The sequence below is a fragment of the Streptomyces sp. NPDC006296 genome (assembly GCF_040613235.1).
Classification (GTDB): domain Bacteria; phylum Actinomycetota; class Actinomycetes; order Streptomycetales; family Streptomycetaceae; genus Streptomyces.
On the sequence record NZ_JBEXRT010000050.1, the window covers coordinates 22,351 to 43,816 of the forward strand.

At 70.8% G+C, this 21,466-nt stretch carries 19 protein-coding genes; 8 read left to right on the plus strand and 11 right to left on the minus strand.

Translation table 11 applies throughout. The annotated features are described in order from the left end of the window. The first annotated feature begins 32 nt into the window (after positions 1 to 32). Complete coding sequence (locus tag ABZ172_RS26625) at positions 33 to 674, plus strand: ScbR family autoregulator-binding transcription factor (RefSeq protein WP_356887263.1); 642 nt, start codon at positions 33 to 35, stop codon at positions 672 to 674. Between the two features lie 94 nt (positions 675 to 768). Then, positions 769 to 1,509: a peptidoglycan recognition protein gene (locus tag ABZ172_RS26630; RefSeq protein ID WP_356887265.1), complete on the plus strand. Its 741-nt coding sequence runs from the start codon at positions 769 to 771 to the stop codon at positions 1,507 to 1,509. Positions 1,510 to 1,513: 4 nt separating this feature from the next. On the opposite strand, the gene ABZ172_RS26635 is transcribed toward ABZ172_RS26630, so the two are convergent. Continuing rightward, positions 1,514 to 1,879, minus strand: a complete 366-nt coding sequence (locus ABZ172_RS26635) for a PH domain-containing protein (RefSeq protein ID WP_356887267.1) — start codon at positions 1,877 to 1,879, stop codon at positions 1,514 to 1,516. Between the two features lie 124 nt (positions 1,880 to 2,003). On the opposite strand from ABZ172_RS26635, the gene ABZ172_RS26640 reads away from it, so the two are divergent. The 3 genes from ABZ172_RS26640 to ABZ172_RS26650 all read left to right on the plus strand — a co-directional run bounded on the left by ABZ172_RS26640 (position 2,004) and on the right by ABZ172_RS26650 (position 6,563). Beyond that, positions 2,004 to 2,882, plus strand: coding sequence for a transglycosylase family protein (locus ABZ172_RS26640; RefSeq protein WP_356887269.1), 879 nt, complete (start codon positions 2,004 to 2,006; stop codon positions 2,880 to 2,882). A 493-nt stretch (positions 2,883 to 3,375) separates the two neighbouring features. Further along, positions 3,376 to 4,137 carry an HAD-IA family hydrolase gene (locus tag ABZ172_RS26645; RefSeq protein WP_356887271.1) on the plus strand — a complete coding sequence of 254 codons (762 nt, stop codon included), beginning with the start codon at positions 3,376 to 3,378 and terminating at the stop codon, positions 4,135 to 4,137. Further along, on the plus strand, positions 4,137 to 6,563 hold the full coding sequence (locus ABZ172_RS26650; RefSeq protein WP_356887273.1) for a glycosyl hydrolase family 65 protein: 2,427 nt from the start codon (positions 4,137 to 4,139) through the stop codon (positions 6,561 to 6,563). The genes ABZ172_RS26645 and ABZ172_RS26650 overlap by 1 nt, the downstream gene beginning before the upstream one ends. Positions 6,564 to 6,709: 146 nt before the next feature. Here ABZ172_RS26650 and ABZ172_RS26655 read toward each other — a convergent pair whose 3' ends face one another. From ABZ172_RS26655 to ABZ172_RS26665, 3 genes are all read right to left on the minus strand, one after another. Beyond that, the gene (locus ABZ172_RS26655) at positions 6,710 to 8,374 is read right to left on the minus strand and encodes an ATP-binding cassette domain-containing protein (RefSeq protein WP_356887275.1); all 1,665 of its coding nucleotides are present in this window, start codon (positions 8,372 to 8,374) and stop codon (positions 6,710 to 6,712) included. Positions 8,375 to 8,818: 444 nt separating this feature from the next. Next, positions 8,819 to 9,937, minus strand: a complete 1,119-nt coding sequence (locus ABZ172_RS26660) for an NADH:flavin oxidoreductase (protein ID WP_356887277.1) — start codon at positions 9,935 to 9,937, stop codon at positions 8,819 to 8,821. Positions 9,938 to 10,315: 378 nt separating this feature from the next. Then, the gene (locus ABZ172_RS26665; protein ID WP_356887279.1) at positions 10,316 to 11,062 is read right to left on the minus strand and encodes a DUF1838 family protein; all 747 of its coding nucleotides are present in this window, start codon (positions 11,060 to 11,062) and stop codon (positions 10,316 to 10,318) included. A 411-nt stretch (positions 11,063 to 11,473) separates the two neighbouring features. Here ABZ172_RS26665 and ABZ172_RS26670 point away from each other — a divergent pair, with 411 nt between their 5' ends. Next, positions 11,474 to 12,070: a hypothetical protein gene (locus tag ABZ172_RS26670; RefSeq protein ID WP_356887281.1), complete on the plus strand. Its 597-nt coding sequence runs from the start codon at positions 11,474 to 11,476 to the stop codon at positions 12,068 to 12,070. 460 nt (positions 12,071 to 12,530) lie between these two features. On the opposite strand, the gene ABZ172_RS26675 is transcribed toward ABZ172_RS26670, so the two are convergent. The 4 genes from ABZ172_RS26675 to ABZ172_RS26690 all read right to left on the minus strand — a co-directional run bounded on the left by ABZ172_RS26675 (position 12,531) and on the right by ABZ172_RS26690 (position 16,138). Continuing rightward, positions 12,531 to 13,364, minus strand: a complete 834-nt coding sequence (locus ABZ172_RS26675) for a PIG-L family deacetylase (RefSeq protein WP_356887283.1) — start codon at positions 13,362 to 13,364, stop codon at positions 12,531 to 12,533. A gap of 614 nt (positions 13,365 to 13,978) precedes the next feature. Continuing rightward, on the minus strand, positions 13,979 to 14,194 hold the full coding sequence (locus tag ABZ172_RS26680) for a DUF6243 family protein (RefSeq protein ID WP_356887285.1): 216 nt from the start codon (positions 14,192 to 14,194) through the stop codon (positions 13,979 to 13,981). A 221-nt stretch (positions 14,195 to 14,415) separates the two neighbouring features. After that, complete coding sequence (locus ABZ172_RS26685; protein WP_356887287.1) at positions 14,416 to 14,754, minus strand: thioredoxin domain-containing protein; 339 nt, start codon at positions 14,752 to 14,754, stop codon at positions 14,416 to 14,418. A gap of 244 nt (positions 14,755 to 14,998) precedes the next feature. After that, positions 14,999 to 16,138, minus strand: coding sequence for a helix-turn-helix domain-containing protein (locus tag ABZ172_RS26690; RefSeq protein WP_356887289.1), 1,140 nt, complete (start codon positions 16,136 to 16,138; stop codon positions 14,999 to 15,001). 85 nt (positions 16,139 to 16,223) lie between these two features. Here ABZ172_RS26690 and ABZ172_RS26695 point away from each other — a divergent pair, with 85 nt between their 5' ends. Together ABZ172_RS26695 and ABZ172_RS26700 are read left to right on the plus strand one after the other, a co-directional pair. Further along, a complete protein-coding gene (locus tag ABZ172_RS26695; protein WP_356887291.1) occupies positions 16,224 to 17,279 on the plus strand; it encodes a ferredoxin reductase in 1,056 nt (351 codons plus the stop codon). Positions 17,280 to 17,286: 7 nt separating this feature from the next. Beyond that, positions 17,287 to 18,405: an acyl-CoA desaturase gene (locus ABZ172_RS26700; protein WP_356887293.1), complete on the plus strand. Its 1,119-nt coding sequence runs from the start codon at positions 17,287 to 17,289 to the stop codon at positions 18,403 to 18,405. A gap of 525 nt (positions 18,406 to 18,930) precedes the next feature. Here ABZ172_RS26700 and ABZ172_RS26705 read toward each other — a convergent pair. The 3 genes from ABZ172_RS26705 to ABZ172_RS26715 all read right to left on the minus strand — a co-directional run bounded on the left by ABZ172_RS26705 (position 18,931) and on the right by ABZ172_RS26715 (position 21,158). Next, positions 18,931 to 19,602: a nucleotidyl transferase AbiEii/AbiGii toxin family protein gene (locus tag ABZ172_RS26705; protein ID WP_356887295.1), complete on the minus strand. Its 672-nt coding sequence runs from the start codon at positions 19,600 to 19,602 to the stop codon at positions 18,931 to 18,933. Continuing rightward, positions 19,599 to 19,946, minus strand: coding sequence for a transcriptional regulator (locus tag ABZ172_RS26710; RefSeq protein WP_124281927.1), 348 nt, complete (start codon positions 19,944 to 19,946; stop codon positions 19,599 to 19,601). The genes ABZ172_RS26705 and ABZ172_RS26710 overlap by 4 nt, the downstream gene beginning before the upstream one ends. A 381-nt stretch (positions 19,947 to 20,327) precedes the next feature. After that, positions 20,328 to 21,158, minus strand: coding sequence for an ATP-binding protein (locus ABZ172_RS26715; RefSeq protein WP_356887297.1), 831 nt, complete (start codon positions 21,156 to 21,158; stop codon positions 20,328 to 20,330). Between the last annotated feature and the right edge of the window lie 308 nt (positions 21,159 to 21,466).

The window sequence follows — 21,466 nt, forward strand, 5'->3', positions numbered from 1 at the left end:
TAGCGTCATGCACGTTCAAAGGGGAGCGCGAGTTGGCACGACAGCAACGGGCGATCCGCACGCGTCGCATCTTTCTGCAAGCCGCCGCCGAGGTCTTCGACGAGCACGGCTACGACGCCGCCACCATCGCCGCCATCCTCGACCGGGCCGGTCTCACACGGGGTGCGCTCTACTTCCACTTCACGTCGAAGGAGGAGCTGGCCCGCGGTGTCCTCAAGGAGGCGGTGACCTCGGACGGGGTCACCCCGCAGACCTTCAAGCTGCAGGAATGGGTGGACACGGCGCTCCTGCTCGCCTACCGGCTGCCGCGGGAACCCATGCTCAGCGCCTCCATCCGGCTGTCCGTCGACCCGCGGGCGCGCACCCTCTTCGGCACCCGCTGGCCGGACTGGATCGCGCTCAACACCGAGATGCTGACCGAGGCCAAGGAGCGCGGCGAGCTCCTTCCGCACGTCGATCCGGAGGCCACCTCCAGGCTGGTCGTGGGAGCGTGGACCGGGGTGCAGCTGGTGACCGAGTCCATGGCCGAGCCGCCGGACCTGGTCGCCGAGATATCCGCACTCTTCGAGCTCATCCTCCCCAACAACGCGGTCCCCGGGGTGCTGGCCCGGCTCGACACCTCCCCGCACCGCGCGGCCCGGATCATGGAGCAGCAGGCGGTCGTCGCTTCCTGACCCCGTCCGCGGCGGCCTCCGCCGCACCGGCGCCGATCACCCGTTCGGGTGCGTGGTGCCTGCGACGCCGCTGGTCAGCACGCAGGGTGGCCCTATGTGGCTTCGCCGAACAGTCGTGTGCGCGGCGGTCGTGCCGCTGGCCTTCCTGGTCCTCCGGGACGCGCCGGTGCGGCTCGCCGGGCCCGAGCACGCCGCCGCGAAGCCGACGGCGCCGGCCGGGGTCCCGCGGCCCGCGATCGTCAGCCGGGCCCAGTGGCACGCGGACGAGAGCCTGGTGAAGGAGGACGCGGTCTACACGGGGGCGGTGAAGGCCGTCTTCGTCCACCACACCGGCCACACCAACGCGTACGACTGCGCCGACGCCCCCCGGATGCTCCGGGCGATGGAGGAGATGCACGTCCGCGGCGAGGGCTGGGACGACATCGGGTACAACTTCGTCGTCGACCGCTGCGGAACCGTGTACGAGGGCCGGGCGGGCGGGGTCGGACGCTCCGTGCGCGGGGCCCACGCCACCGGGTTCAACGCGCACAGTGTGGGGATCGCCGCCCTCGGCACCTTCGGCCCCGGGGTGCCGGTGCCGAAGGCGCTCATCGAGGGGATCGCGAGGGTCGGCGCGTGGAAGCTGGACCGGAGCATCGACCCCCGGGGCTTCGTGCGGATGGTCTCGACGAACGGCGAGAGCCTCTACGAGCGGGGCGAGGCGGTCCACCTGCACGCCGTGGCCGGGCACCGCGACACCTTCCGGACGTACTGCCCCGGCGAGGCGCTCTACGCACGACTCCCCGCGATCCGGGCCGAGATGGCCAGGCTGCGGGACCGGGCCCGGAAGCGCTGAGCGGCTATCCCGCGACGTACTGGGTGAGGACGGCCTGCACCTCGTAGATGTCGACGCCCTTGGTGAACGTCTTCTGGATCGGGGTCGCGGAGCCCGAGAGCCATATCTTGAGCTCGGCGTCCAGATCGAAGGTCCCCGCCGTCTCCACCGAGAAGTGCGTGATGCTCCGGTACGGGACGGAGTGGTACTCCACCTTCTTGCCGGTGATCCCCTGCTTGTCGACGAGGACGAGCCTGCGGTCGGTGAACAGGATCGTGTCCCGGATCAGCAGGTACGCGGCGTGCACCTGCTCCCCCTGCCCGAGGAGCCGCGCGTAGTCGCGCTGGGCCGCAGCCGGATCGACGGTGTGCGCGTTGCCGAACAGTGCCATGGAAGTCCCTCCACCCGAGTGAATGAGCGGGCGTCGATCGCGTCGAAGCCCTGAAAAAAGATTATCGGCGGCTTATCTGTTCATGCCCTTGCACATCTTCGAGCGCAGCGGAGGACATACCGTCATGCCGGCATCACCCCTCGCCAAGCGGCCCGTCGAAACGGTGCTCGCCCTTCTGCTCGTCCTCCTGAGCGTGCTCGGTCTCGCCGGCCGCAGCGCCGCGGACGCCCCGGCCCGGTCCTCCGCCGAGGTCCCCGCCCGGGCGGTGCCGGCCCAGGCCGCCCCCGCCCGCGCCGTCCTCGCGCCGACCGTCACGGCGGGCACCGACTGGGACCGCATCGCCGAGTGCGAGAGCAGCGGCCGCTGGAACACCAACACCGGCAACGGCTACCACGGCGGACTGCAGTTCGCCCCCTCCACCTGGCGCGCCTACGGCGGCCGGCAGTACGCACCGCGCGCCGACCTCGCCACCCGGTCCGAGCAGATCGCCGTCGGCGAGCGCGTCGCCCGCTCCCAGGGGATGGGCGCCTGGCCGACCTGCGGCCGCCTCGGTGCGAGCGGGTCCACCGGCCAGTCGTCGTCCTCTTCGTCCTCGGGCCAGTCCTCTTCCTCGGGTGCGTCCTCCGGTCAGTCCTCTTCCTCCTCCGGCGGTGCCGGACGGAGCGACACGGCCGGTTCGGCCTCCGGCCACGGTCCGGCCGGCCGCACGCACAGCGACGCGTCCTCGGGGAGCGGCTCGTCCGGCGGGACCTCGACCGGCAGCACCGAAGGCCGCCCGTCCGGCAGCGACGACCGCTCCGGCGACGACGGCGTGACGCGGTACTCCCAGGACCTCGCCGACGAGGACTCCTACGTCGTCGAGCCGGGGGACTGCCTCTCGGTGATCGCCGAGCGTGCGGACGTGTCCGGTGGGTGGCAGGCGCTGTACGAGCGGAACCGCCAGATCCTGGACCGGGGGCCGCACCTCATCTTCCCCGGTCAGCGTCTCGCCCTGACCGCCTGACCGCCTGACCGCCTGACCGCCTGACCGCCTGACCGCCTGACCCGCTGACTGCTTGGCCGTCCGGCAGTCCGGCTGCACGGGGCACGACGGTGCGGCGATCCGGCTGTCGCTCCTCACCTGCCGACGGAGCCCGTCCTCCGGACGGTGCGGGAGGCCTCGGACGACCCGGTCCCATGACTCCGGCACCCGGTGCGGTGACACGGACCCGGGCCCCAGAGCGGGACGACGATACCGAGGGTCTTGTGCCGCACCAGCACGGTCGCGACAGGGTGCTTGCAGTCCGGACACAGGTACTGCGCCCGCCGGCCGGTCTGAAGCTCGGTTCTGGCCATACCTCCACGGTAGTCCCGAGGAGGACGACGAACCGCTCCGCCGGCGTTCCGCCCCGGAGCCCCGCCCGATCGCAGCGACCCACCGGGCACCCCACGAGGGGCGCTCCGGGAACCCGGTGCCCCGCAACGGGACGACGCGCCGACGAAGGGATCACCCGGTCATGGCACGCGCACCGTCACCGGCGGCGGTCCTGCTCTCCGTCCACGCCGTCGTCCTCGACACGGACGGTGTGATCACCGACTCCGCTCCGACGCACGCCGCCGCCTGGAAAACGGCCTTCGACGCCTGCCTGGCCCTGCACGAGGGCCAGCCGCCCTTCGACGAGGTGGAGGAGTACCGCCGGCACGTCGACGGCAGAGCGCGCCGGGACGGTGCCGCCGCCCTCCTCGCGTCCCGGGGCCTCGTCCTCCCCGAGGGCAGCCCCGACGACCCGCCGGGCACCGGGACCGTGTCGGCCGTCGCCGCCCGCAAGGAGGAGGAGTTCACCCGGAGCATCCGCAGCCACCCGGTCGCCGTCTGGCCGGGGACGGTCCGCCTCCTGCGGGTGCTGCACGACGCGCGGGTGCCGCTCGCCGCGGCGTCCGCGTCCCGGCACGCCACCGAGCTGCTCGCGGGGGCCGGCCTCCTCGGACTGTTCACGGCGGTGGTCGACGGCAACGAGGCCCGGCGCCTGGGCCTGCCCGGCAAACCGGACCCCGCGCTGTTCACCGAGGCGGCCCGGCGCCTCGGGGTGCCGGTGGGGGACACGGCCGTCGTGGAGGACGCACTGGCCGGGGTGGAGGCGGGGCGCCGGGGCGGCTTCGGGCTGGTCGTCGGCGTCGACCGGTCGGACAGCGCCCGGGGCGCCGCGGACCTGCGCCGCCACGGCGCGGACGTCGTGGTCGCCGACCCGGGGGAGCTGCTGATCACCGGGGAGGACTGATGGCGCGCGGCTGGACCTGGACGTACGAGGGGTACGAACCGGACAAGGAACGCCTGCGCGAGGCCCTGTGCACGCTCGGCAACGGCTACTTCGCGACCCGGGGGGCCGCACCCGAGACACCCGCGGGCGGGACGCACTACCCGGGCACCTACGTGGCGGGCTGCTACAACCGGCTGACCTCCTCCGTCCAGGGCCGCCGGATCGAGAACGAGGACCTGGTCAACCTCCCCGACTGGCTGCCGCTGCGCTACCGCCTCCACCCGGACGGCGCGCACCCCGGCCCCTGGCTGACCCCCGACCACGACCAGCTCGTGGACCACCGCCAGTGGCTCGACCTGCGCGGCGGGATCCTCACCCGCCGCTCGGTGTACGAGGACGGGGACGGCCGGCGGCTGACGGTGGAACAGGAACGCCTGGTGCACATGGGCGACCCCCATCTCGCCGCGCTGCACACGGTGTTCACCGCCGAGGGGTGGACGGGGCGGCTGGAGGTGGAGTCGGGGATCGACGGCGACGTCCGCAACAGCGGTGTCGCCCGCTACCGGGCACTGGCCGACCGCCACCTCACCGGCTGGGAGACCGGCACGGAACCGGACTCCCTGGTGTGGCTGCGCTGCCGCACCCTGGAGTCCGACATCGGCGTCGCCCTGGCCGCCCGCACCGTGGCCTCCTGCGGCCCGGAGCACGACGGCGACCACCGGGCGGAACCCCGGCAGGAACCGCGCGCCGTCCACCAGGCGCTGCTGCTCCCGCTCGCCCCGGACTCCGGTGCCGTGGTCGACAAGACGGTCGGCCTCTACACCTCCCGCGACCCGGCGATCGGCAGTCCGCTGCGGGCCGCGGTGTCCGCGGTCACCGCGGCGCCGGCGTACGCCCGGCTCCGGTCCTCGCACCGCCGGGCCTGGGAAGACCTGTGGCGCCAGGTGAAGTTGGAGGTGCCGGGCGAGCCCGGGCGGATCCTGCGGCTGCACCTCTTCCACGTGCTCCAGACGCTGTCCCCGCACACCGCCGAACTCGACGTCGGGGTCCCGGCCAGGGGGCTGCACGGGGAGGCGTACCGGGGGCACGTCTTCTGGGACGAGCTGTTCGTGCTCCCCTTCCTGAACATGCATCTCCCGGAGGTCTCCCGGGGGTTGCTCGACTACCGCCACCGCCGGCTCCCCGCGGCCCGCGCGGCGGCCCGTGCGGCGGGCCGGGCGGGGGCGATGTACCCGTGGCAGAGCGCCGACGAGGGACGCGAGGAGACCCAGGAGGTCCACCTCAACCCGCGCTCGGGGCGCTGGCTGCCCGACCGTTCCCGCTTGCAGCACCACGTCGGCTCGGCGGTCGCGTACAACGTGTGGCAGTACTGCCAGGCCACCGGCGACACGGAGTACCTCTACTCCAAGGGCGCCGAGATGCTGATGCAGATCGCCCGCTTCTGGGCGGACTGCGCCGAGTGGGACGCGGGCCTCGGGCGGTACCGCATCCGGGGCGTGGTCGGGCCAGACGAGTACCACGATGCCTATCCGGGTTCCGCCGCGGCGGGCCTCGACGACAACACGTACACCAACGTGACGGCGTCCTGGGTGCTGGCACGGGCCGGCGAGCTCTTCCGCGACCTGCCCCCCAGCCGCCGGGAGCGGCTCCTCGACCTGATCCGGATGGACCCGGCTGAGACGGACCGCTGGGAGGACGTCTCCCGGAAGCTGTACGTGCCCCACCACCGCGGTGTCATCAGCCAGTTCGCCGGTTACGGGGACCTGGAGGAGCTGGACTGGGAGGGGTACCGGCGGCGGTACGGGGACATCAGGCGCCTCGACCGGATCCTGGAGGCCGAGGGCGACACCGCCAACCGCTACCAGGCGTCCAAGCAGGCCGACGTGCTGATGCTGGGCTACCTCTTCTCCCCCAGGGAACTCGCCGCACTGTTCCGGCGGCTCGGCCACACGCTCGACGACGAGGCGTGGCGGGCCAACGTCGACCACTACGCGGCGCGGACCAGCCACGGCTCCACCCTCAGCTCGCTCGTCCACGCCTGGGTCCTGGCGCGGGTCAACCGGGACGAGGCCTGGCGGTACTGCGAGGAGGCGCTGATCGGCGACGTGGCCGACATCCAGGGCGGCACGACCGAGGAGGGCATCCACCTGGGGGCGATGGCGGGCACCCTCGACTTCGTGCAGCGCGGGATGACGGGGCTGGAGACCCGCGACGACGCCCTGTGGCTCGCCCCGGCCACGCTGCCGCAGCTCTCGAAGTTCCGTATGCGGATCCGCTTCCGCCGGCACTGGGACGTGGACCTGCGCCTGCGCGCCGAGCGCCTGCGGATCGCCGTGCCGGACTCGGGACGGCCGGGCGTCCGGGTCCGGCTGGACGGCAGCGCGTACGTCGTCGATCCCGGCACGGCACGCTGGCTGGAGCTGCCGGACGACCTGAACGGCGGCTGACGGAGGCACACTTGGCGCCGTGCGGTCCGCACGGGCCTTAGCGCTTCTGGCTCGCACGGGCCGGGTGGCCGGGGCCGCGGGAGTGCGGGCCGGGCGGCCGGGGCCCCGGGTGAGGGTCCCGGCCGGCCGGCTCCGCACCGCTCCGGTCAGCCGATCGTGTCGGGTGCGTCGAGCAGCTCGCCGACCTCCTCCCCGCTCAGCTCCGTGAGCTCCTCGCCCACGAGCAGCCAGCGGGTGATCCCGACCGAGGCGAGGAACGCCAGGTCGTGTCCGGCGATCATCAGCGCGCCCTCGTAGGAGGCGAGCGCACCCGTCAGCTGCCGCACACTCGCCAGGTCCAGGTTGTTGGTCGGCTCGTCCAGCATCAGCAGTTGCGGGGCCGGTGCGGCGAGCAACGTCGCGGCGAGGGCCGCGCGGAAGCGCTCACCGCCCGAGAGGGTGCCCGCCGGCTGCTCGGCGCGCGCCCCCTTGAACAGGAAGCGGGCCAGCTGGGAGCGGATCTCGTTGTCGGTGATGCCGGGCGCCGCACGGGCCACGTTCGCGGCGACGCTCAGCCCGTCGTCGAGGACGTCGAGCCGCTGCGGCAGGAACCGCAGCGGTACGAAGGTCCTGGCCTCGCCCGACTCGGGCGCGAGCTCCCCGGTGAGGGTGCGCAGCAGGGTCGTCTTGCCGGCTCCGTTGCGCCCGATCAGCGCGATGCGCTCGGGTCCCCTGACCTGGAGCACGCCGTCGCGCAGGGAGCCGAAACGGGGACGCAGCCCGTGTGCGCTCAGGACCGTACGGCCCGCCGGGACGGCGGTGCGGGGGAGCCGCACCCGGATCTCGGCGTCGTCCCGGACCGCCTCCGACGCCGTGTCCAGGCGCTCGCGGGCCTCCTGGAGCCGGTCCTCGTGCAGGCCGCGGAGCTTGCCCGCAGCCTCCTGCGAGGACCTCTTGTGCGCGCCCGCGACGATTCTCGGCGCCCGCCGCTGGCCGTCCAGCTTCTTGTTGTGCCGCTGTCGCCGGGCGATCTTGATCTGTGCCTCCTCCCACTCCCGCTTCTGGCGGCGTACGTCGGACTCCGCGGACCGGACCATGCGTCCGGCCGCCTCCTGCTGCGCGGCCAGGGCCTCCTCGTAGGCCGACCAGCCCCCGCCGTACCAGCTCACCGCCCCGGACCGCAGGTCGGCGATGCGGTCCATGCGTTCCAGCAGGTCCCGGTCGTGGCTGACCACGACCAGCACACCGGAGCGCCAGGACTCGACGGCCTCGTACAGCCGTCGGCGCGCGAACACGTCCAGGTTGTTGGTGGGTTCGTCGAGCAGCAGGACGTCGGGGCGCTCCATCAGCAGCGCCGCGAGCCGCAGCAGCACGGTCTCGCCGCCGGACATCCGTCCCACGGTGCGGTCCAGACCGAGACCGGTGAGCCCCAGCGATCCCAGGGTCGCCAGCGCGCGTTCCTCGACGTCCCAGTCGTCGCCGACCGTCTCGAAGTGGCCGTCGGCGACGTCGCCGGCCTCGATGGCGCGCAGCGCCGCGCGCCGTGCGGTGATGCCGAGGGCGTCCTCGACGCGGAGGTCCGTGTCGAGGGTGAGGTCCTGCGGGAGGTGGGCGAGGTGCCCGCCGACGGTCACCGAGCCCGCGGAGGGTTCCAGCAGACCGGCCAGCAGCCGCAGCAGGGTGGACTTGCCGGAGCCGTTGGTCCCGACGAGCCCGGTGCGGCCCCGGCCGACGGAGAGGGACAGCCCCTCGAAGACCTCGGTACCGTCCGGCCACCGGAAGGACAGGGCGGAGCAGCCGAGGGAGGCGGCGGGTGGGGTGGGGTGTGCCATGGGTCCTCGCAGTCGCAAGCGTGGGAACAGGGGCTTCGTGTGCGAGCACCACGCGGCGACCGGCCGGGACAGGGGGAGGTGCAATCCTCCGGACGTGCGGGGGACGGCTGATGCACCGAGGTCGCATCGACGCGGAGGGTCACGGGGCGGCAGGAAAGCCGACAGGACGTGACGGGCTACGGCAGGGGCCGTACCGCGCGATGATCGCGGACCTCAGATGCGCAACGTCCACCTCTATCGGAGACGACAGGACCCGGAAACTGTACCTCGCGGCGGGTCCGGACGGGGGCGGAACCAGAGAGCGGAGGGCTGCCCTGCCCGCCGCTCCGGCACCCGCGGCCGGCGTACGGCCGGGGCCGGGAGGCGGACGGCGTACGGCGGGAGGCCGGCCGCAGCGTGCCGGACCGCACGGTGCGGCCGGCCCCCGTCCCCGGGCCCGTCCGGTCAGCGCAGGGTCGTCAGCATCTCCGCCCCGAACGGCGTGATGTCCCGGGTGCGTCCGCGCAGGGTCTTCGCGGCCCACTCCGGGTCGGCGATCAGCGCACGGCCCACGGCGACCATGTCGAACTCGTCGCGCTCGATCCGGTCCAGCAGCTGGTCGATCCCGGTGACCGAGGAGCTGTTGCCCTGGAAGGCGCTGAAGAAGTCGCCGTCCAGACCGACCGACCCCACGGTGACCGTCGGCCTGCCGCTGATCTTCTTCACCCAGCCGGCCAGGTTCAGGTCGGAGTCCTCGAACTCCGGCAGCCAGTAACGGCGGGTGGACGCGTGGAAGACGTCGACGCCGGCCTCGGCCAACGGCGTGAGGAGGGCGTCCAGTTCCTCGGGCGTCCGGGCGAGCTTCGCCTCGTAGGCGTCCATCTTCCACTGCGACATGCGGAAGAAGAGCGGGAAGGAGTCGGACACGGCCGCGCGGCACGCCGCCACGATCTCCGCCGCGAACCGGGTCCGCGCGACGATGCCGCCGCCGTACGCGTCGGTGCGGCGGTTGCTGCCCTCCCAGAGGAACTGGTCGATCAGGTAGCCGTGCGCACCGTGCAGCTCCGCGCCGTCGAAGCCGAGGCGCTCCGCCGCGGCGGCCGCGTCGGCGAACGCCGCGATGACGTCGTCGAGGTCCTTCTGCGTCATCGCCCGGCCCTTGGGCTCGCCGGACAGGGACACGCCCGACGGGCCGACCGGCTCCGCGTCCGCCACCGGCGGCGCGCCCTCGGTGCGCGTGACACCGACGTGCCACAGCTGCGGGATGATCGCCCCGCCCTGCCGGTGCACGGAGTCGGCCACCGCCGACCAGCCCGCGAACGCGTCCTCGCCGTGGAACCGCGGGATCCGGTCGCTGGTCCCGGCCGACGCGTGATCGACGTACGTGCCCTCGGTGATGATCAGTCCCACGCCTCCGGCGGCCCGGCGGGCGTAGTAGTCGGCCACGTCCTGGCCGGGGACGCCGTCGGGGGAGAACTGCCGGGTCATCGGCGCCATGGCGATGCGGTTGCGGGAGGTCAGTCCGCGGACGGAGAAGGGGCGGGAGAGGGCGTCCGCCGCACGGCGGGCATGTTCGTCGGTCACGGTGCGTCCTGTTCGGGATGGGGTCAGGTCCACCCGTCGCCAACAAGGCGGCGGCGCCCCGGCATCCCCATGCCGGGCCGGATGTGGTCAAGGTCTCCCCGAACCGGACGGCGGGCGCGGAGGCGGCCGGGCGACGGGGAAGCCCTTCCCGCCCGGGCCGGCCGGAGCGCGGTGAACCGGGCGCCGGGCGGGCCCGGACCGCGTCGGCCGCGGAGCTCCGTGACGCACTCCGGGGCGCCGCGGGCCGCATGCACCCCGCGCGAAAGCGGTGTCGCCCTGTGTGGCGTCCGAGGGACCCAAGGTGGTGAGTGTGGCGCGGCTGTGCCGACCGGCCGGGATTCCCCGTCCCGTGTTCCGTGAAGTCCCCCGCCGTGGCGCCTACTCCGGCGGGTTGAGCCTGCGGAAGTACGTCCAGCTGGTCTCGTTCGGCTCGCTCCACGTCTCCGGGGCGTGGGCGAACTCCGGGTGGTGATCGGCGATATGGGCGCGGATCCGCTCGGGTGCCTCCGCGTACGAGCCGAGCTTGCGGCCCCGGCAGTGGAAGGTGAGGCCGCCCGGCCGCTGCCCCCGGGCCATCCACGGGAGCCATGGGGACATGCGCGTCCACGACATGGTGGCCGGGACGCCGGGGGCGGATCCGGCCAGGTCGGCGCGGTCGGCGAAGAACTGGAAGAGCTCCAGCGCCTTGTACGTGTCGCCGGCCGAGTGGAGGGGGTACTGCGCGACCGGCAGCGGCGAGGGGTAGGACAGGGGGATCTCCATGCTGAAGCAGACCTGTCCGCCCAGCTCGGTCGTCGGGACGGGGAAGGGGCGCCACGTCTGGTTCGCCGGGTCGTTCCAGACGTGCACCACCGGCAGGTCCTCCCAGGTCTCCAGGATCTCGCGGGTGACGGGGTCCAGGTAGAAGGCGGCCTCGCGGGTGAGCAGCCGGAAGGCGTCGGGTCCGGCCTCGGTGTCCTGGACCAGCCGGGCGACGTTCAGCCCCTCGAAGCCGAACACGCGCCGGTAGGGCTCGTCCGGGGCCCAGGAGTACACGTCCCCCGACCACCAGTAGGTGACCTCCTCGCCGTCGAGCGAGGCGCGGGTGCGGGCGAGTGAGCGGAGCGACTCCGCGGGTGTCGTCATGCACCCCACTCTGCGCGGCCACCACGGCCCGACGGAAGCACCGCCGCCTCCCGGCGCCTCCAGGGTCCGGCGTCCCCGGGGTCCGGCGTCTCCGGGGTCCGGCGTCGCCCACCGCCGCGTTCCCCGCCCCGCCGCGCTCCCCGCCCCGCCGCGTTGTCCACGGCGCCCGCCGGGCGCCGGCGCGGGTGCCCCGAGCCGGCTGCGCCCCCGCGTCCGCACGCATTTCTCGGCGGAGCGTCGAATTTCTCCGATGATGCGAGGGTATTTGCCTTTCGCTGCCCTCCCGGAGAGAATTGCCGGTAAGTCTGGCCGTGCTGCCGCGCGTGCGGGGTAAGCGCAAGGAACTGGCTGATCATTTTCGTGATATAGTCCTGATGGATTTGCAGGACGCCGCGAAAAAAGGGGAATGGCGTGAATACCGAGAAGGTTACGGCTCGACGTCTTACGGCCGAACAGGTTTCGGAACTGGGCCTCCAGGACGGCATCTTCGTGTCGGCGGAGATGGATGACCTTCCTCTCGACTGCTTCGCCCCGGCTTTCCTCACGGAGCCGGGTAAGAATTTCGAGGGTGGTTCCTTCGCCGTGAGGACGATCTTCGGCAAGGAAATTCACGTCCTCCCGGACAATGTCGAAGAGCGCGGTATCTGGATCGCTGACAAGACGGGGGAGGAGGTCGAGGTGCTCAAGAGCGCCGGCGTTCTCCTGAACCTCGCCCTTTTCGTGCCCGACGGGAACAGGGATTCCCTGGACGCGCTGTACGGCGCCGCGCGCGACGCGTTCGGTGCGGGCATCGTCCAGCGGTGGAGCGAGGAAGCCGTCGCGGTGCCGGACGTCAAGATCGACCTGTACGAGGAGCCGGCGCGGGGGCGGAAGAACAACCCGCAGAGCCGCGACCGCCGCGCCCTGGACATCTACCCGACCCGCGTGCGCTTCCTGGAGCCCAGCGACGGCTGGAAGTTCGTGGTCGAACCGCACAAGGAGGTCGTGGACGACACGCCGACGATCTGACCTGAGCGCAGATCAGATCCCCGGGGAGCCCGTCAGTTCGCTGACGGGCTCCTCCGCGTGTGCGGGGGCGGGTGCGCGGTGCCGGTCCGCGCTCCCCGTGGCCGCAGATCCCGCCGCGGAGCCGCGGCGGTCCGCACGGGTCCGTACCGGTCCGCGTCGGCAGCGGTGGGGACGCTGTCCCCCGGTACGCGGGCCGGCAGGCCCCTATGGCGGCAGGGTCCGCGCTCGGTGAAGGAGGCACCGGTGACGGTCGGGCTCTTCGTTGCGAACGGGGGCCCGCTGCAAGCCCGGGCCCCGTGGAACAGCTGCTCGCGACTCCTCCGGGACCACCAGCGGCCGGCGCCGCCGGGGGCCGGCGTCCCGGCCCCGGGGGAGGTGGCCCGGTCGGGGGTTCCCCGCCACGGCCGGTGGCCCCGCGGGGAGGGCGGCCGGCCAGGCGTCCCGGCACCGGGCCGGTGGATCAGCGCAGTCCGGCGAAGAGGTCGTTCTCGGGCACGGCCGCGCCCGTGGCGTCCTGGACGCGGAGGAAGGTCTCCATGCCCATCAGCTCGCCGAACTTCTCCTTGCCCATCTTGAGGAAGAAGATGTTCTCCCCCTGGCTGGCGTGCGCGGCCAGCGCGTCGAACTTCTGGCCGCTGAACGCGGTGGTGTCCACCCAGGTGGTGACTTCGTCGTCGGGGAGACCGATCTCGGCCATCGCGGCGGCCTCGGCGGGATCCGGCTCCGGCGCGTCCCCCTGGAACTCGCGCATGGTCTCCCCGAAGCGCTGCATCATCGAGCGGGGCATCGTCGTCCAGTACACCTTCGGCGTCAGCGTGGTCATCTCCAGCGCCGCCATCGTGATGCGGTGGGCCTGGATGTGATCGGGGTGGCCGTAGAAGCCGTTCTCGTCGTACGTGACGACGACATCGGGCCGGTACTGCCGCATGAGCTCCGCGAGCCGGGCGGCACCCACCTCCACGGGGGTCTGCCAGAAGGACCCGGGTGCGTCGTTGCTGGGCCAGCCCATCATCCCGGAGTCGGCGTAGTCCAGCGTCTCCAGATCGCTGATCTTCAGGACCTCGCGGCTCGCCTCCAGCTCCTGCCGCCGCATCACGGCGACGGCCGCCGCGTCGTGCCCGGGATCGCCCGGCTTGACACCCCCCGCCCCGTCGCCGCAACCCCCGTCGGTACAGGTCACGAGCACCGTGCGGATGCCCTCCGCGGCATACCGCGCGAGCACCCCTCCGGTCCCGGTGGCCTCGTCGTCGGGGTGGGCGTGCACTGCCATGAGCGTCAAGGGCCGGTCAGTCATGGGAAACAGTCCTCCTGCGGAACTACGTCGTGGTCCGGACACGCGGCGTGCGCACACGATCCTGGGACCGGGATCCTCACGGGGGTCCGGCGAGGATCCCGGGTGGCGATCCTGGTCGGGATCCGGGTGGGGATCCTGGTGGACGGGCGACCGTACGGTCCCCGTGGTCCCTCCCGTGCGGAGCCGGGCCTCCGGACGATGCAACGGCGCCGACCGCACCTGCTGTTCCCGGCCCACCCGATCAGCTTCCGGGAGCCGGGATCCGGGGCACGGGTTCCGGAGAACCGAGGGTCCTGGCGTCGGGTTTCCGGGCCGGTGCCGGCACCGGGGTTCGGGGGTTCCGGCGTCCGGCGGAGTTCCCGGCGCCGCGCGGCCGTCGGACCTCGGGCACCTGTGCTCCGAGGCAGGGGCCGGGGTCCGGTCCGGCGGATCGCTCACGCGCTGTCCGCGTCAGACCGCCTCGGTGCCGGGAGCGGTATCAGCAGCCGGAAGGCAGGCGCGCGTCCGGTGCGACGACGGAGGGCCGCCGGCCCTGTGCCATGGAGGAGCGGGCCGGCGTGCTCACACAGGGCCCAGACCGGGCCGTCCAGCCCGGCGACCACCGCAGCGGTGTGTCAGCTCTGCGCGGTGTCGTCACCCGCTTGCTCCGCGGACTCGGCTGCGGCTGCCTTCTCGCGCATCTTGCGCACCAGTTCCGCCTTCTGGTCGGCGGCACCCTTGCGGTCGAGGTTGCGGTGCGGACCGTTGTTCTGCCGTTCGGCGCGGGACAGCCTCTTGCGCTGGCCGCCGCCCATGCCCACGGGGTTGTTGATGTTCTTGCTCACGGTCATGGGCTCTCCCGGGATGGTGTGAGGTGATCTGCGGATTCAGCAGCGACGGACGGGCCGCAGCGGCGTCGGGGACGCCGCCAGGAGCCTAGCCTCCGATGCGGAGGCGAGGTCGGGACCGGGTCGGCGCACCGACGGCACGCGAACGGCACACGTCGGACTCCGGACAACCACGGGTCGAGGTCCGGACAGCGGGAAAGCTTCCCTTCGGCCGCAGCGGCCGCTCAGAGGTGATCGTCCAGGAACTGCCGTACCTCGTCGATGGTCATGGGCCCCGTGCCGTGCGCCACCGCCGCGCCCTCCTTCAGCAGGAGGCAGGACGGGGCTCCGGTGATCCCGTATCGCTCGGTCGCCGCCGGGCAACGCGTGATGTCGGTGCGGACGACCGTCAGGCGGCCCGTGTAGGCGGCGGCGATGTCGCCCACGACGGCATCCATCGCCCGGCAGGGCTCGATTGCCTTGGGCCATGCCCCGGTGAAGTACGCGAGAACCGGAACCGTGCTTCTCCCGAGGATGAAACTGAACTCCGCGTCCTCACGAGGTCGGTGAACCTGCTTCGTCATGGGAGCTCCTGACCTCATGTTCCGTACTCCGTCCCATCATCCCCCGCGCGATGTGCCAGGTCGGCCCTGGCCGGCTGCCGGAAGGGGGTAGGGGCCGTCGCGGGACGGCGGTGGTCCCCGGGACGAGCTGCCCGGGCCCGTGGCACGAGGGCCGGAAAGCCGTTTTCCGGGCCGTGGCGGCCTGGCACCGGGAACGAGCACGACGTCCGGACGCTCGCGGACGCGGCGGTGGACAGGTGACGCGTCAGCTGACCCGGAGACCGACCGCCAACGTCAGTTCGAGGACCCGGTGCGGTGACCCGAGATCGGGAAACAGCTCCCGCACCTGCGACATCCGGTACCGAACCGTCTGGGGATGGACGAACAGTGCCGCCGCGACCTCGTCCCGCCTGCCCTGGTGCAGCAGCCACGCCCGCAACGTCTCCTCCAGCCGTCGTGCGGTTGCGGCGGGCAAGGTCTGCAACGGTGCGAGGGCTCGGGCGCGCAGGTCTGCGAACGCGTCCGCGTCGGCGCTGAGCACCAGGTCGGGCAGGTGGTCCTCGGTGTCGCGGATGTCGGAGGAAAGGGAGCGCGCGCGTAGGGCCCGTGCGTACGAGGCGGACGCGTGGGTCCATGGCCGGGCCGGGCCGACCACGGCGGCGCGGTCGGTCAGCTGCCGCAGGAGACGTGATCGGTCGGCATCGGGGACGAGGAGCACACCGGTGGCATCCGGCAGATCGTCGAGGACGAGGGTGCTCGAGTCGAGTCTCCGGTAGGCGGGCCGGGCCTGGGCGGCGGGCAGCAGGACGGCGGTCAGCGAAACCGGAGGCTGCCACCTGGCCCGTTGGCCGGAGGCCAGCAGCACGTCCGGGCTCGCGCCGGCGAGGAGGTCGCGGGCCAGGTGTTCCAGGTGGCGCTCGTGGGCTCTGCCCCGGGCGGCCAGTTCGTCGGCGTGGCCCGCGGCGCTCGCGGCGGAGAGCTCGTCGATGTAGGCGAAGGTCAGCTCGGCGAACTTTGCGACCTCGGCGGCGGGCAGTCCCGCGGGTACGGCACCCGCTGCCAGACACCGCCAGGCGACCCGGGCGCCGACGCGGTAGGCGCTGAGCAGGGCGTCCATCGAACGGCCGTCACGCACCTCGCCGCGGCCCAGCTCGTAGGCGGCGTCCCCGGCGTCGCCGCCCGTGGCGTTCCCGCTCGCCAGGTCCAGGTAGTGCCCCAGGGCGGTGCGGACGGCTCTGCGGATGGCGGCGCCCATGCGGCCCGACAAGGCATGGGCGTAGGGAGGAACCTCGTCGATGATCGCCTGGACGACTTCGTCGGCGGTGGTCCTCAGCGCGGCCCGAAGGGCGGTGACCGTCGTCTCATCGAGGGTCAGTTCGCTGGCCCTCCGGATTGCATAGCTCATTTTTGTTCCCTGCGAACAATTCAGTCGACCAGATTTACGTCCTGTGGTCAGGACTTTACGCCTGGAGGCGCAGCAAGCTGGTGTCATGACGAGTGGAGCCCTCCGCAGCAGGGCGTGGAAACTGCTGGAGATGGTCACGACGCCGCTGCTGCCGTCGGACTACCTCGACCTGGTCAGCCCGCTGCGTGCGGGCGCCGACCTGTGTGGGCGCATCGAGGCCGTGCACTCCGAGACCGACAACGCCGCGACGGTCGTGATCAGGCCGGGGCGGGGCTGGCGCGGCCACACAGCCGGCCAGTACGTGAGGGTCGGGGTCGACGTCGACGGAGTGCGCCTGTGGCGTGCCTACTCCCTCACCTCGCCGACCGACCGCCGGGACGGCCGTGTCACGATCACCGTGAAGGCGATCCCGGACGGCAAGGTCAGCAACCACCTGGTCCGCAGGGCGAAACCGGGCACGCTGATCCAGCTCGACCAGCCGACCGGTGACTTCGTCCTGCCGCGGGCCAAGCCCGCCAAGGTGCTCTACCTGACGGCCGGCAGCGGCATCACGCCCGTGATGGGCATGCTGCGCGACAGCGCACTCGACGACGTCGTCATGGTCCACTGCGCACCACAGCCGCAGGACGTGATCTTCCGCGAGGAACTGCACAGCCTGGTCGCGGACAAGAAGCTTCGGCTCACCGAGGTGCACACCGACACCGACGGCAAGCTCGACATGGCCCGTCTCCAGGAACTCGTGCCCGACTGGGCCGAGCGCGAGACCTGGGCCTGCGGGCCCGCAGGCCTGCTCGACGCCGCCGAGGAGCACTGGACCGAACAGGGCGTCCAAGAACGCCTGCACACCGAACGGTTCCGCCCCGGCATCGTCGTCACCGGCGACGGCGGCGAGGTCACGTTCAGCGCCACCGGCAGGACCGTCGACGCGGACGGCGCCACGCCGTTGCTCGACATCGGCGAGGAGGCCGGCGTGCTCATGCCCTCCGGGTGCCGTATGGGCATCTGCTTCGGCTGCGTCACGCCGCTCAAGGCCGGCGCTGTCCGCGACCTGCGCACCGGCGAGATCACCGAGGCCGAGCCGGGCGTCCTGATCCAGACCTGCGTGTCCGCCGCGGCGGGCCCCTGTGACATCGAACGGTAGGAGCACCTTGACCGCCATCGACCCCACCGCCCACCTGACCGCGGAGCAGATCGAAGAGCTGGGCCGCGAGCTGGACGCCATCCGTGACGAGGTGATCGCCGGCCGCGGCGAGAAGGACGCCGCCTACATCCGTAAGGTCATCTCGGTGCAGCGCAAGCTGGAACTGGTCAGCAGAGGTGTGCTGCTGTTCTCGATCTTCCCGCCCGCGTGGCTGATCGGCACCGCCGGACTGTCCGTGGCGAAGATCATGGACAACATGGAGATCGGCCACAACGTCCTGCACGGCCAGTGGGACTGGATGCGGGACCCGAAGATCCACTCCACCACGTGGGAGTGGGATCACGTCTCGCCGTCCGACCAGTGGAAGCACTCGCACAACGAGCTGCACCACACGTACACCAACGTGATCGGCAAGGACAACGACCTCGGCTACGGCATCATGCGCGTCGACGAGGACCAGAGGTGGCACCCCTTCCACCTCGGCCAGCCGCTGTGGAACTTCCTCAACGCCTGCTTCTTCGAGTACGGCATCGCAGCGTACGACCTGGAGCTCGGCAAGAACCTCACCAAGCGCCGCCGCAAGAACCCGGAGTTCCGCGCGCGGGCCGGGGCCGTGGGCCGCAAGATCCGCAAGCAGGTGCTCAAGGACTACGTGATCCACCCGCTGCTGTCGGGCCCCTCGTTCCTCAGCACACTCGCCGCCACGTTCACCGCGAACCTGGTCCGCAACATCTGGACCCACTCAGTGATCATGTGCGGGCACTTCCCCGAGGGCGTACAGGTCTTCGAACGCCGGTCGATCAAGGGCGAGACACGCGGCCAGTGGTACCTGCGCCAGATGATGGGCTCGGCGAACATCAGTGGCAGCAAGGCCATGCACTTCATGACCGGCAACCTGTCCCACCAGATCGAGCACCACCTCTTCCCGGACCTGCCGAGCAACCGGTACGCCGAGGTCGCGGTGAAGGTACGCGCGCTGTTCGAGAAGTACGAGCTGGAGTACGTCACCGGCCCGCTGCCCAAGCAGGTGTTCTCCGCGTGGCACAAGGTCTTCCGGCTCGCACTGCCGAACAAGCAGCCCAGGGTCGGTACACCGGACCGCGAGCAGGACCTCATCGCCGCCTGACTCCCCGGCCGCATCCCGGGCCCCGGTGACGTCACCGCTGCGACACGACGGCCTGCTCGGCCGGTGGAGTTCCCCGCTGCCCGGGTCCTGCGGCTTGGTGAGCGCACGCCGGACAGACGCGACAGTGTCATGAGCAAGTCCGCTCGTACAGGCGCGGCCGGGGTCGGCCCGGCAGGCCTACGTGGGCTGATGTACTCCCCCGGCCTGGCAGGTGACCGAAGCCGATGGGCGACATCCGCGTTCCGCTTCGGGCCGACAAGAAAGCCCCCGGCCGCTGGCCTGGGGCTTTTTCATGGAGCGGGTGACGAGAATCGAACTCGCGCTCCGAGCTTGGGAATCAGCGGTTCTTGGGCAGCCAAAGTGCTTTTGAGCTGCATGTTCGACTGGGTGGGGCGAGGTTGGCGCGGTCTCTGGGCACTGCTCCTGACCGCTGTTGTCCGCTCCGAAGGGCACGGATGGGGCACGGTCGTTGAGGTCTGAGCAGCCTGATGTGCATCCTGTTAGCGCATGGTCTCTATACAGTCATCAGTCTTCGTGCGGAGCTTCCAGCTCCTGGAGTCGTTCGCCGATGTCGTCGGCCCATGCCTGTGCCCACTGCCGCAGCCCGGTGATTGCCTGCTCGTCGAGTCCGTAGGCGGCGAATTCTGTGTCGTCGATCCAGTCGGCTCCACCCAGTCGCGCTTGGAGCTCGCTCAGATCGAAGGAGTCGCGGGCATGACGCCGTCCGAGTTCCTCGAGTTCGGCATGGCTCCAGCGGTTCGCGGCGGCCTGTACGTCGATCAGGTCCCTGGCGAGTCCGCGGTCGGCCAGTGCGCGGACCTTGGTCCCAACGACATCTTCCAGGGACAGGACCAAGCCGTGCTCGGTATGTACGGGCGGCCGCCAGAGTGCTTCCTTGAGGATGTCGACCTCGCACTCTTCACGGCTCGCCGGGTCGGTGACGATCAGGCGTGCGGAGAGTGGGTCTGTTTCCAGAGCACTGACCTGCCATCCGCGCTGTTCCAGGCCCGTTCGCACGGAAGCGGCAATGTCTTCCATATGATCGGGGTTCTCGGTCGCGACATCGAGGTCCTGGCTGAGCCGATCGACCAGGCCGTGTGCCTGGACCGCGTAGCCGCCGGTTAGCGCCAAAGGGTAAGAGCCGCCCACGGCGAGCACGTCTGCAAGAAGGCGACGGTGAAGGTCGGTGAGATTCACGCAGCGGCCCGGGTGCTGTGGGCGAGTTCGTCGAAGGAGCGTTCCCACACTTCACGCACATCACGGCTGATCAGAGTGCGCAGTGTGGGCCACAAGCTGACGAGGAGGCCGCGATCGAGATACCGGACCAGATCGTCGTGCTGGCCCTCGGCCAGCACGATGCGGTAGTAGCTCATCCGCAGCCGGGGCTGATCGAGATCGAACCTGGTCAGTCCCGACCACGCCAGGTGAAGTGGCAGGCTCACCGTGCCGTGCTCGGGGCCGGCGAGCTCGGAGAGTGCTGCGGGCAGACGCCGGGCGAACTTGGCGCGGCGGAGATCGGAAAGGCTGGGCTGTGATGCCATACGTCGATTATCCAGGGAGAGGTCGCCGAAGCCGACCGGACGGTGACAAGATGCCGCATACAAGGAAGCCCCCGGCCGTTGGCCTGGGGTTTTTCGTAGAGCGGGTGACGAGAATGCAACCCGCGCTGAGCTTGGGGTCGCCGGCCGAGCGGGACCGGCGCCCCAGCTCGGACGACCCGCCGGACGCCACTACAGACTGGGGAAGTGCGCTGCTTCGCGGCCAGGCGGCTTGAGCCTGCGGCCGTTCACTTGCGTACGGGGTGTGCGGTCTGGGCAGCCAAGAAGCTGTGCGGTCCGGTCTGAACTAACTTGAACGGCCTGAATGAGACGGGGCACGAGGTACGCGGTTGGTTTACCTCGCTACGGAGGCGTCCCCAAGCTCTACTCGGAGCTGGTCGCCATTCGGTAAGCGGAAGCGCTCCCCCTCTTCCCCGGGACACGCTCAATCTGTCCAGCGTCGATCAGACGAAGGAAAATGGTTTTAACCTTATTCTCCGACCCAATTCCGGTTAGTGATCGTACCGTCCGGTTGTTGATTTCTTCGTGACTAGTGAGGTACTGCATCACTATTTCTTCAGGTGATCCCAGTCGCTCGTGACGAATGTTGACGAGGACGGAGTTTTCCAGTTCCTCGATTACGGGGTCTTTCAGTTTCAGCTTTTTCATGGCGGCAAACGCTGTGGCCAAACCCTCACCCACATCCTTGTTTGGCGGATCTGGGAACTTGTTAATTAGTCGAACGATTGCGCCATTGCGGGAAAATCGCTCTTTGAGAATGTTGCGAGTCGTGATGTGAGCAGGTAGGCGTCCGGGGCTCTCCACCTCGACCCGATTATCAAAAATTCTGACGTGCACGTCGTCTGCGGTTCCGTAGTCCCTATGGATTACGGCGTTCGTGATGATCTCGTGCAGAGTTTCAAACGGATACGTGATCGGTGCGAGTCCTTCAGGGCCGAGTATCTTCACCTCTTCGATCAGTTCAGAGGTTTTTGCTACGAAGGTCGGTGAAGCGGCTTTGGGTTGGAGCTGTTTTGGTGCGAATGATCTTGACCTCGTAGGCGTCGGCGTGTCGGGCAGTCTGTTGACCTGCCCGTTAACCTCGATCCTTCGTGTCGGTCCGTCGGCTTCTTCGGTGTGCCGTTTTAGTTGTTTGAGCTGGTGGCGGTCAGGCTGACAGCCCGGCTGTCGCGTCGGGTGAGCGCCGGTTTCCACGGTCCCGTGGGGGTGTTGCCGCTCGCAGGCAAGGGAAGCGCGATGTTGCTGCAGTGCGCGGCTGAGCCGGTTGGAAGGGCACTTACGGCATGCCAGTGGCATGCGCCGTGACGGTGGTCGAGACAGCAACAAGGCCCTGGTCTCCGACCAGGGCCTTCGTCGTGGAGCGGGTGACGAGAATCGAACTCGCGCTCTGAGCTTGGGAATCACTGGTTCCTAGTGTCCTGAGTCGTTAATTCGTGTGCAGTATGCGGCGAGGGTGTCGAGGATGTCGTCGGCGGTCTTGGTCCAGATGAACGGCTTGGGGT

Coding starts and splice junctions, on each gene's coding strand:
- ABZ172_RS26630 (WP_356887265.1), top strand. CDS start 769: ATGTGGCTTCGCCGAACAGTCGTGTGCGCGGCGGTCGTGCCGCTGGCC.
- ABZ172_RS26635 (WP_356887267.1), bottom strand. CDS start 1,879: ATGGCACTGTTCGGCAACGCGCACACCGTCGATCCGGCTGCGGCCCAG.
- ABZ172_RS26640 (WP_356887269.1), top strand. CDS start 2,004: ATGCCGGCATCACCCCTCGCCAAGCGGCCCGTCGAAACGGTGCTCGCC.
- ABZ172_RS26645 (WP_356887271.1), top strand. CDS start 3,376: ATGGCACGCGCACCGTCACCGGCGGCGGTCCTGCTCTCCGTCCACGCC.
- ABZ172_RS26650 (WP_356887273.1), top strand. CDS start 4,137: ATGGCGCGCGGCTGGACCTGGACGTACGAGGGGTACGAACCGGACAAG.
- ABZ172_RS26655 (WP_356887275.1), bottom strand. CDS start 8,374: ATGGCACACCCCACCCCACCCGCCGCCTCCCTCGGCTGCTCCGCCCTG.
- ABZ172_RS26665 (WP_356887279.1), bottom strand. CDS start 11,062: ATGACGACACCCGCGGAGTCGCTCCGCTCACTCGCCCGCACCCGCGCC.
- ABZ172_RS26675 (WP_356887283.1), bottom strand. CDS start 13,364: ATGACTGACCGGCCCTTGACGCTCATGGCAGTGCACGCCCACCCCGAC.
- ABZ172_RS26680 (WP_356887285.1), bottom strand. CDS start 14,194: ATGACCGTGAGCAAGAACATCAACAACCCCGTGGGCATGGGCGGCGGC.
- ABZ172_RS26685 (WP_356887287.1), bottom strand. CDS start 14,754: ATGACGAAGCAGGTTCACCGACCTCGTGAGGACGCGGAGTTCAGTTTC.
- ABZ172_RS26690 (WP_356887289.1), bottom strand. CDS start 16,138: ATGAGCTATGCAATCCGGAGGGCCAGCGAACTGACCCTCGATGAGACG.
- ABZ172_RS26695 (WP_356887291.1), top strand. CDS start 16,224: ATGACGAGTGGAGCCCTCCGCAGCAGGGCGTGGAAACTGCTGGAGATG.
- ABZ172_RS26710 (WP_124281927.1), bottom strand. CDS start 19,946: ATGGCATCACAGCCCAGCCTTTCCGATCTCCGCCGCGCCAAGTTCGCC.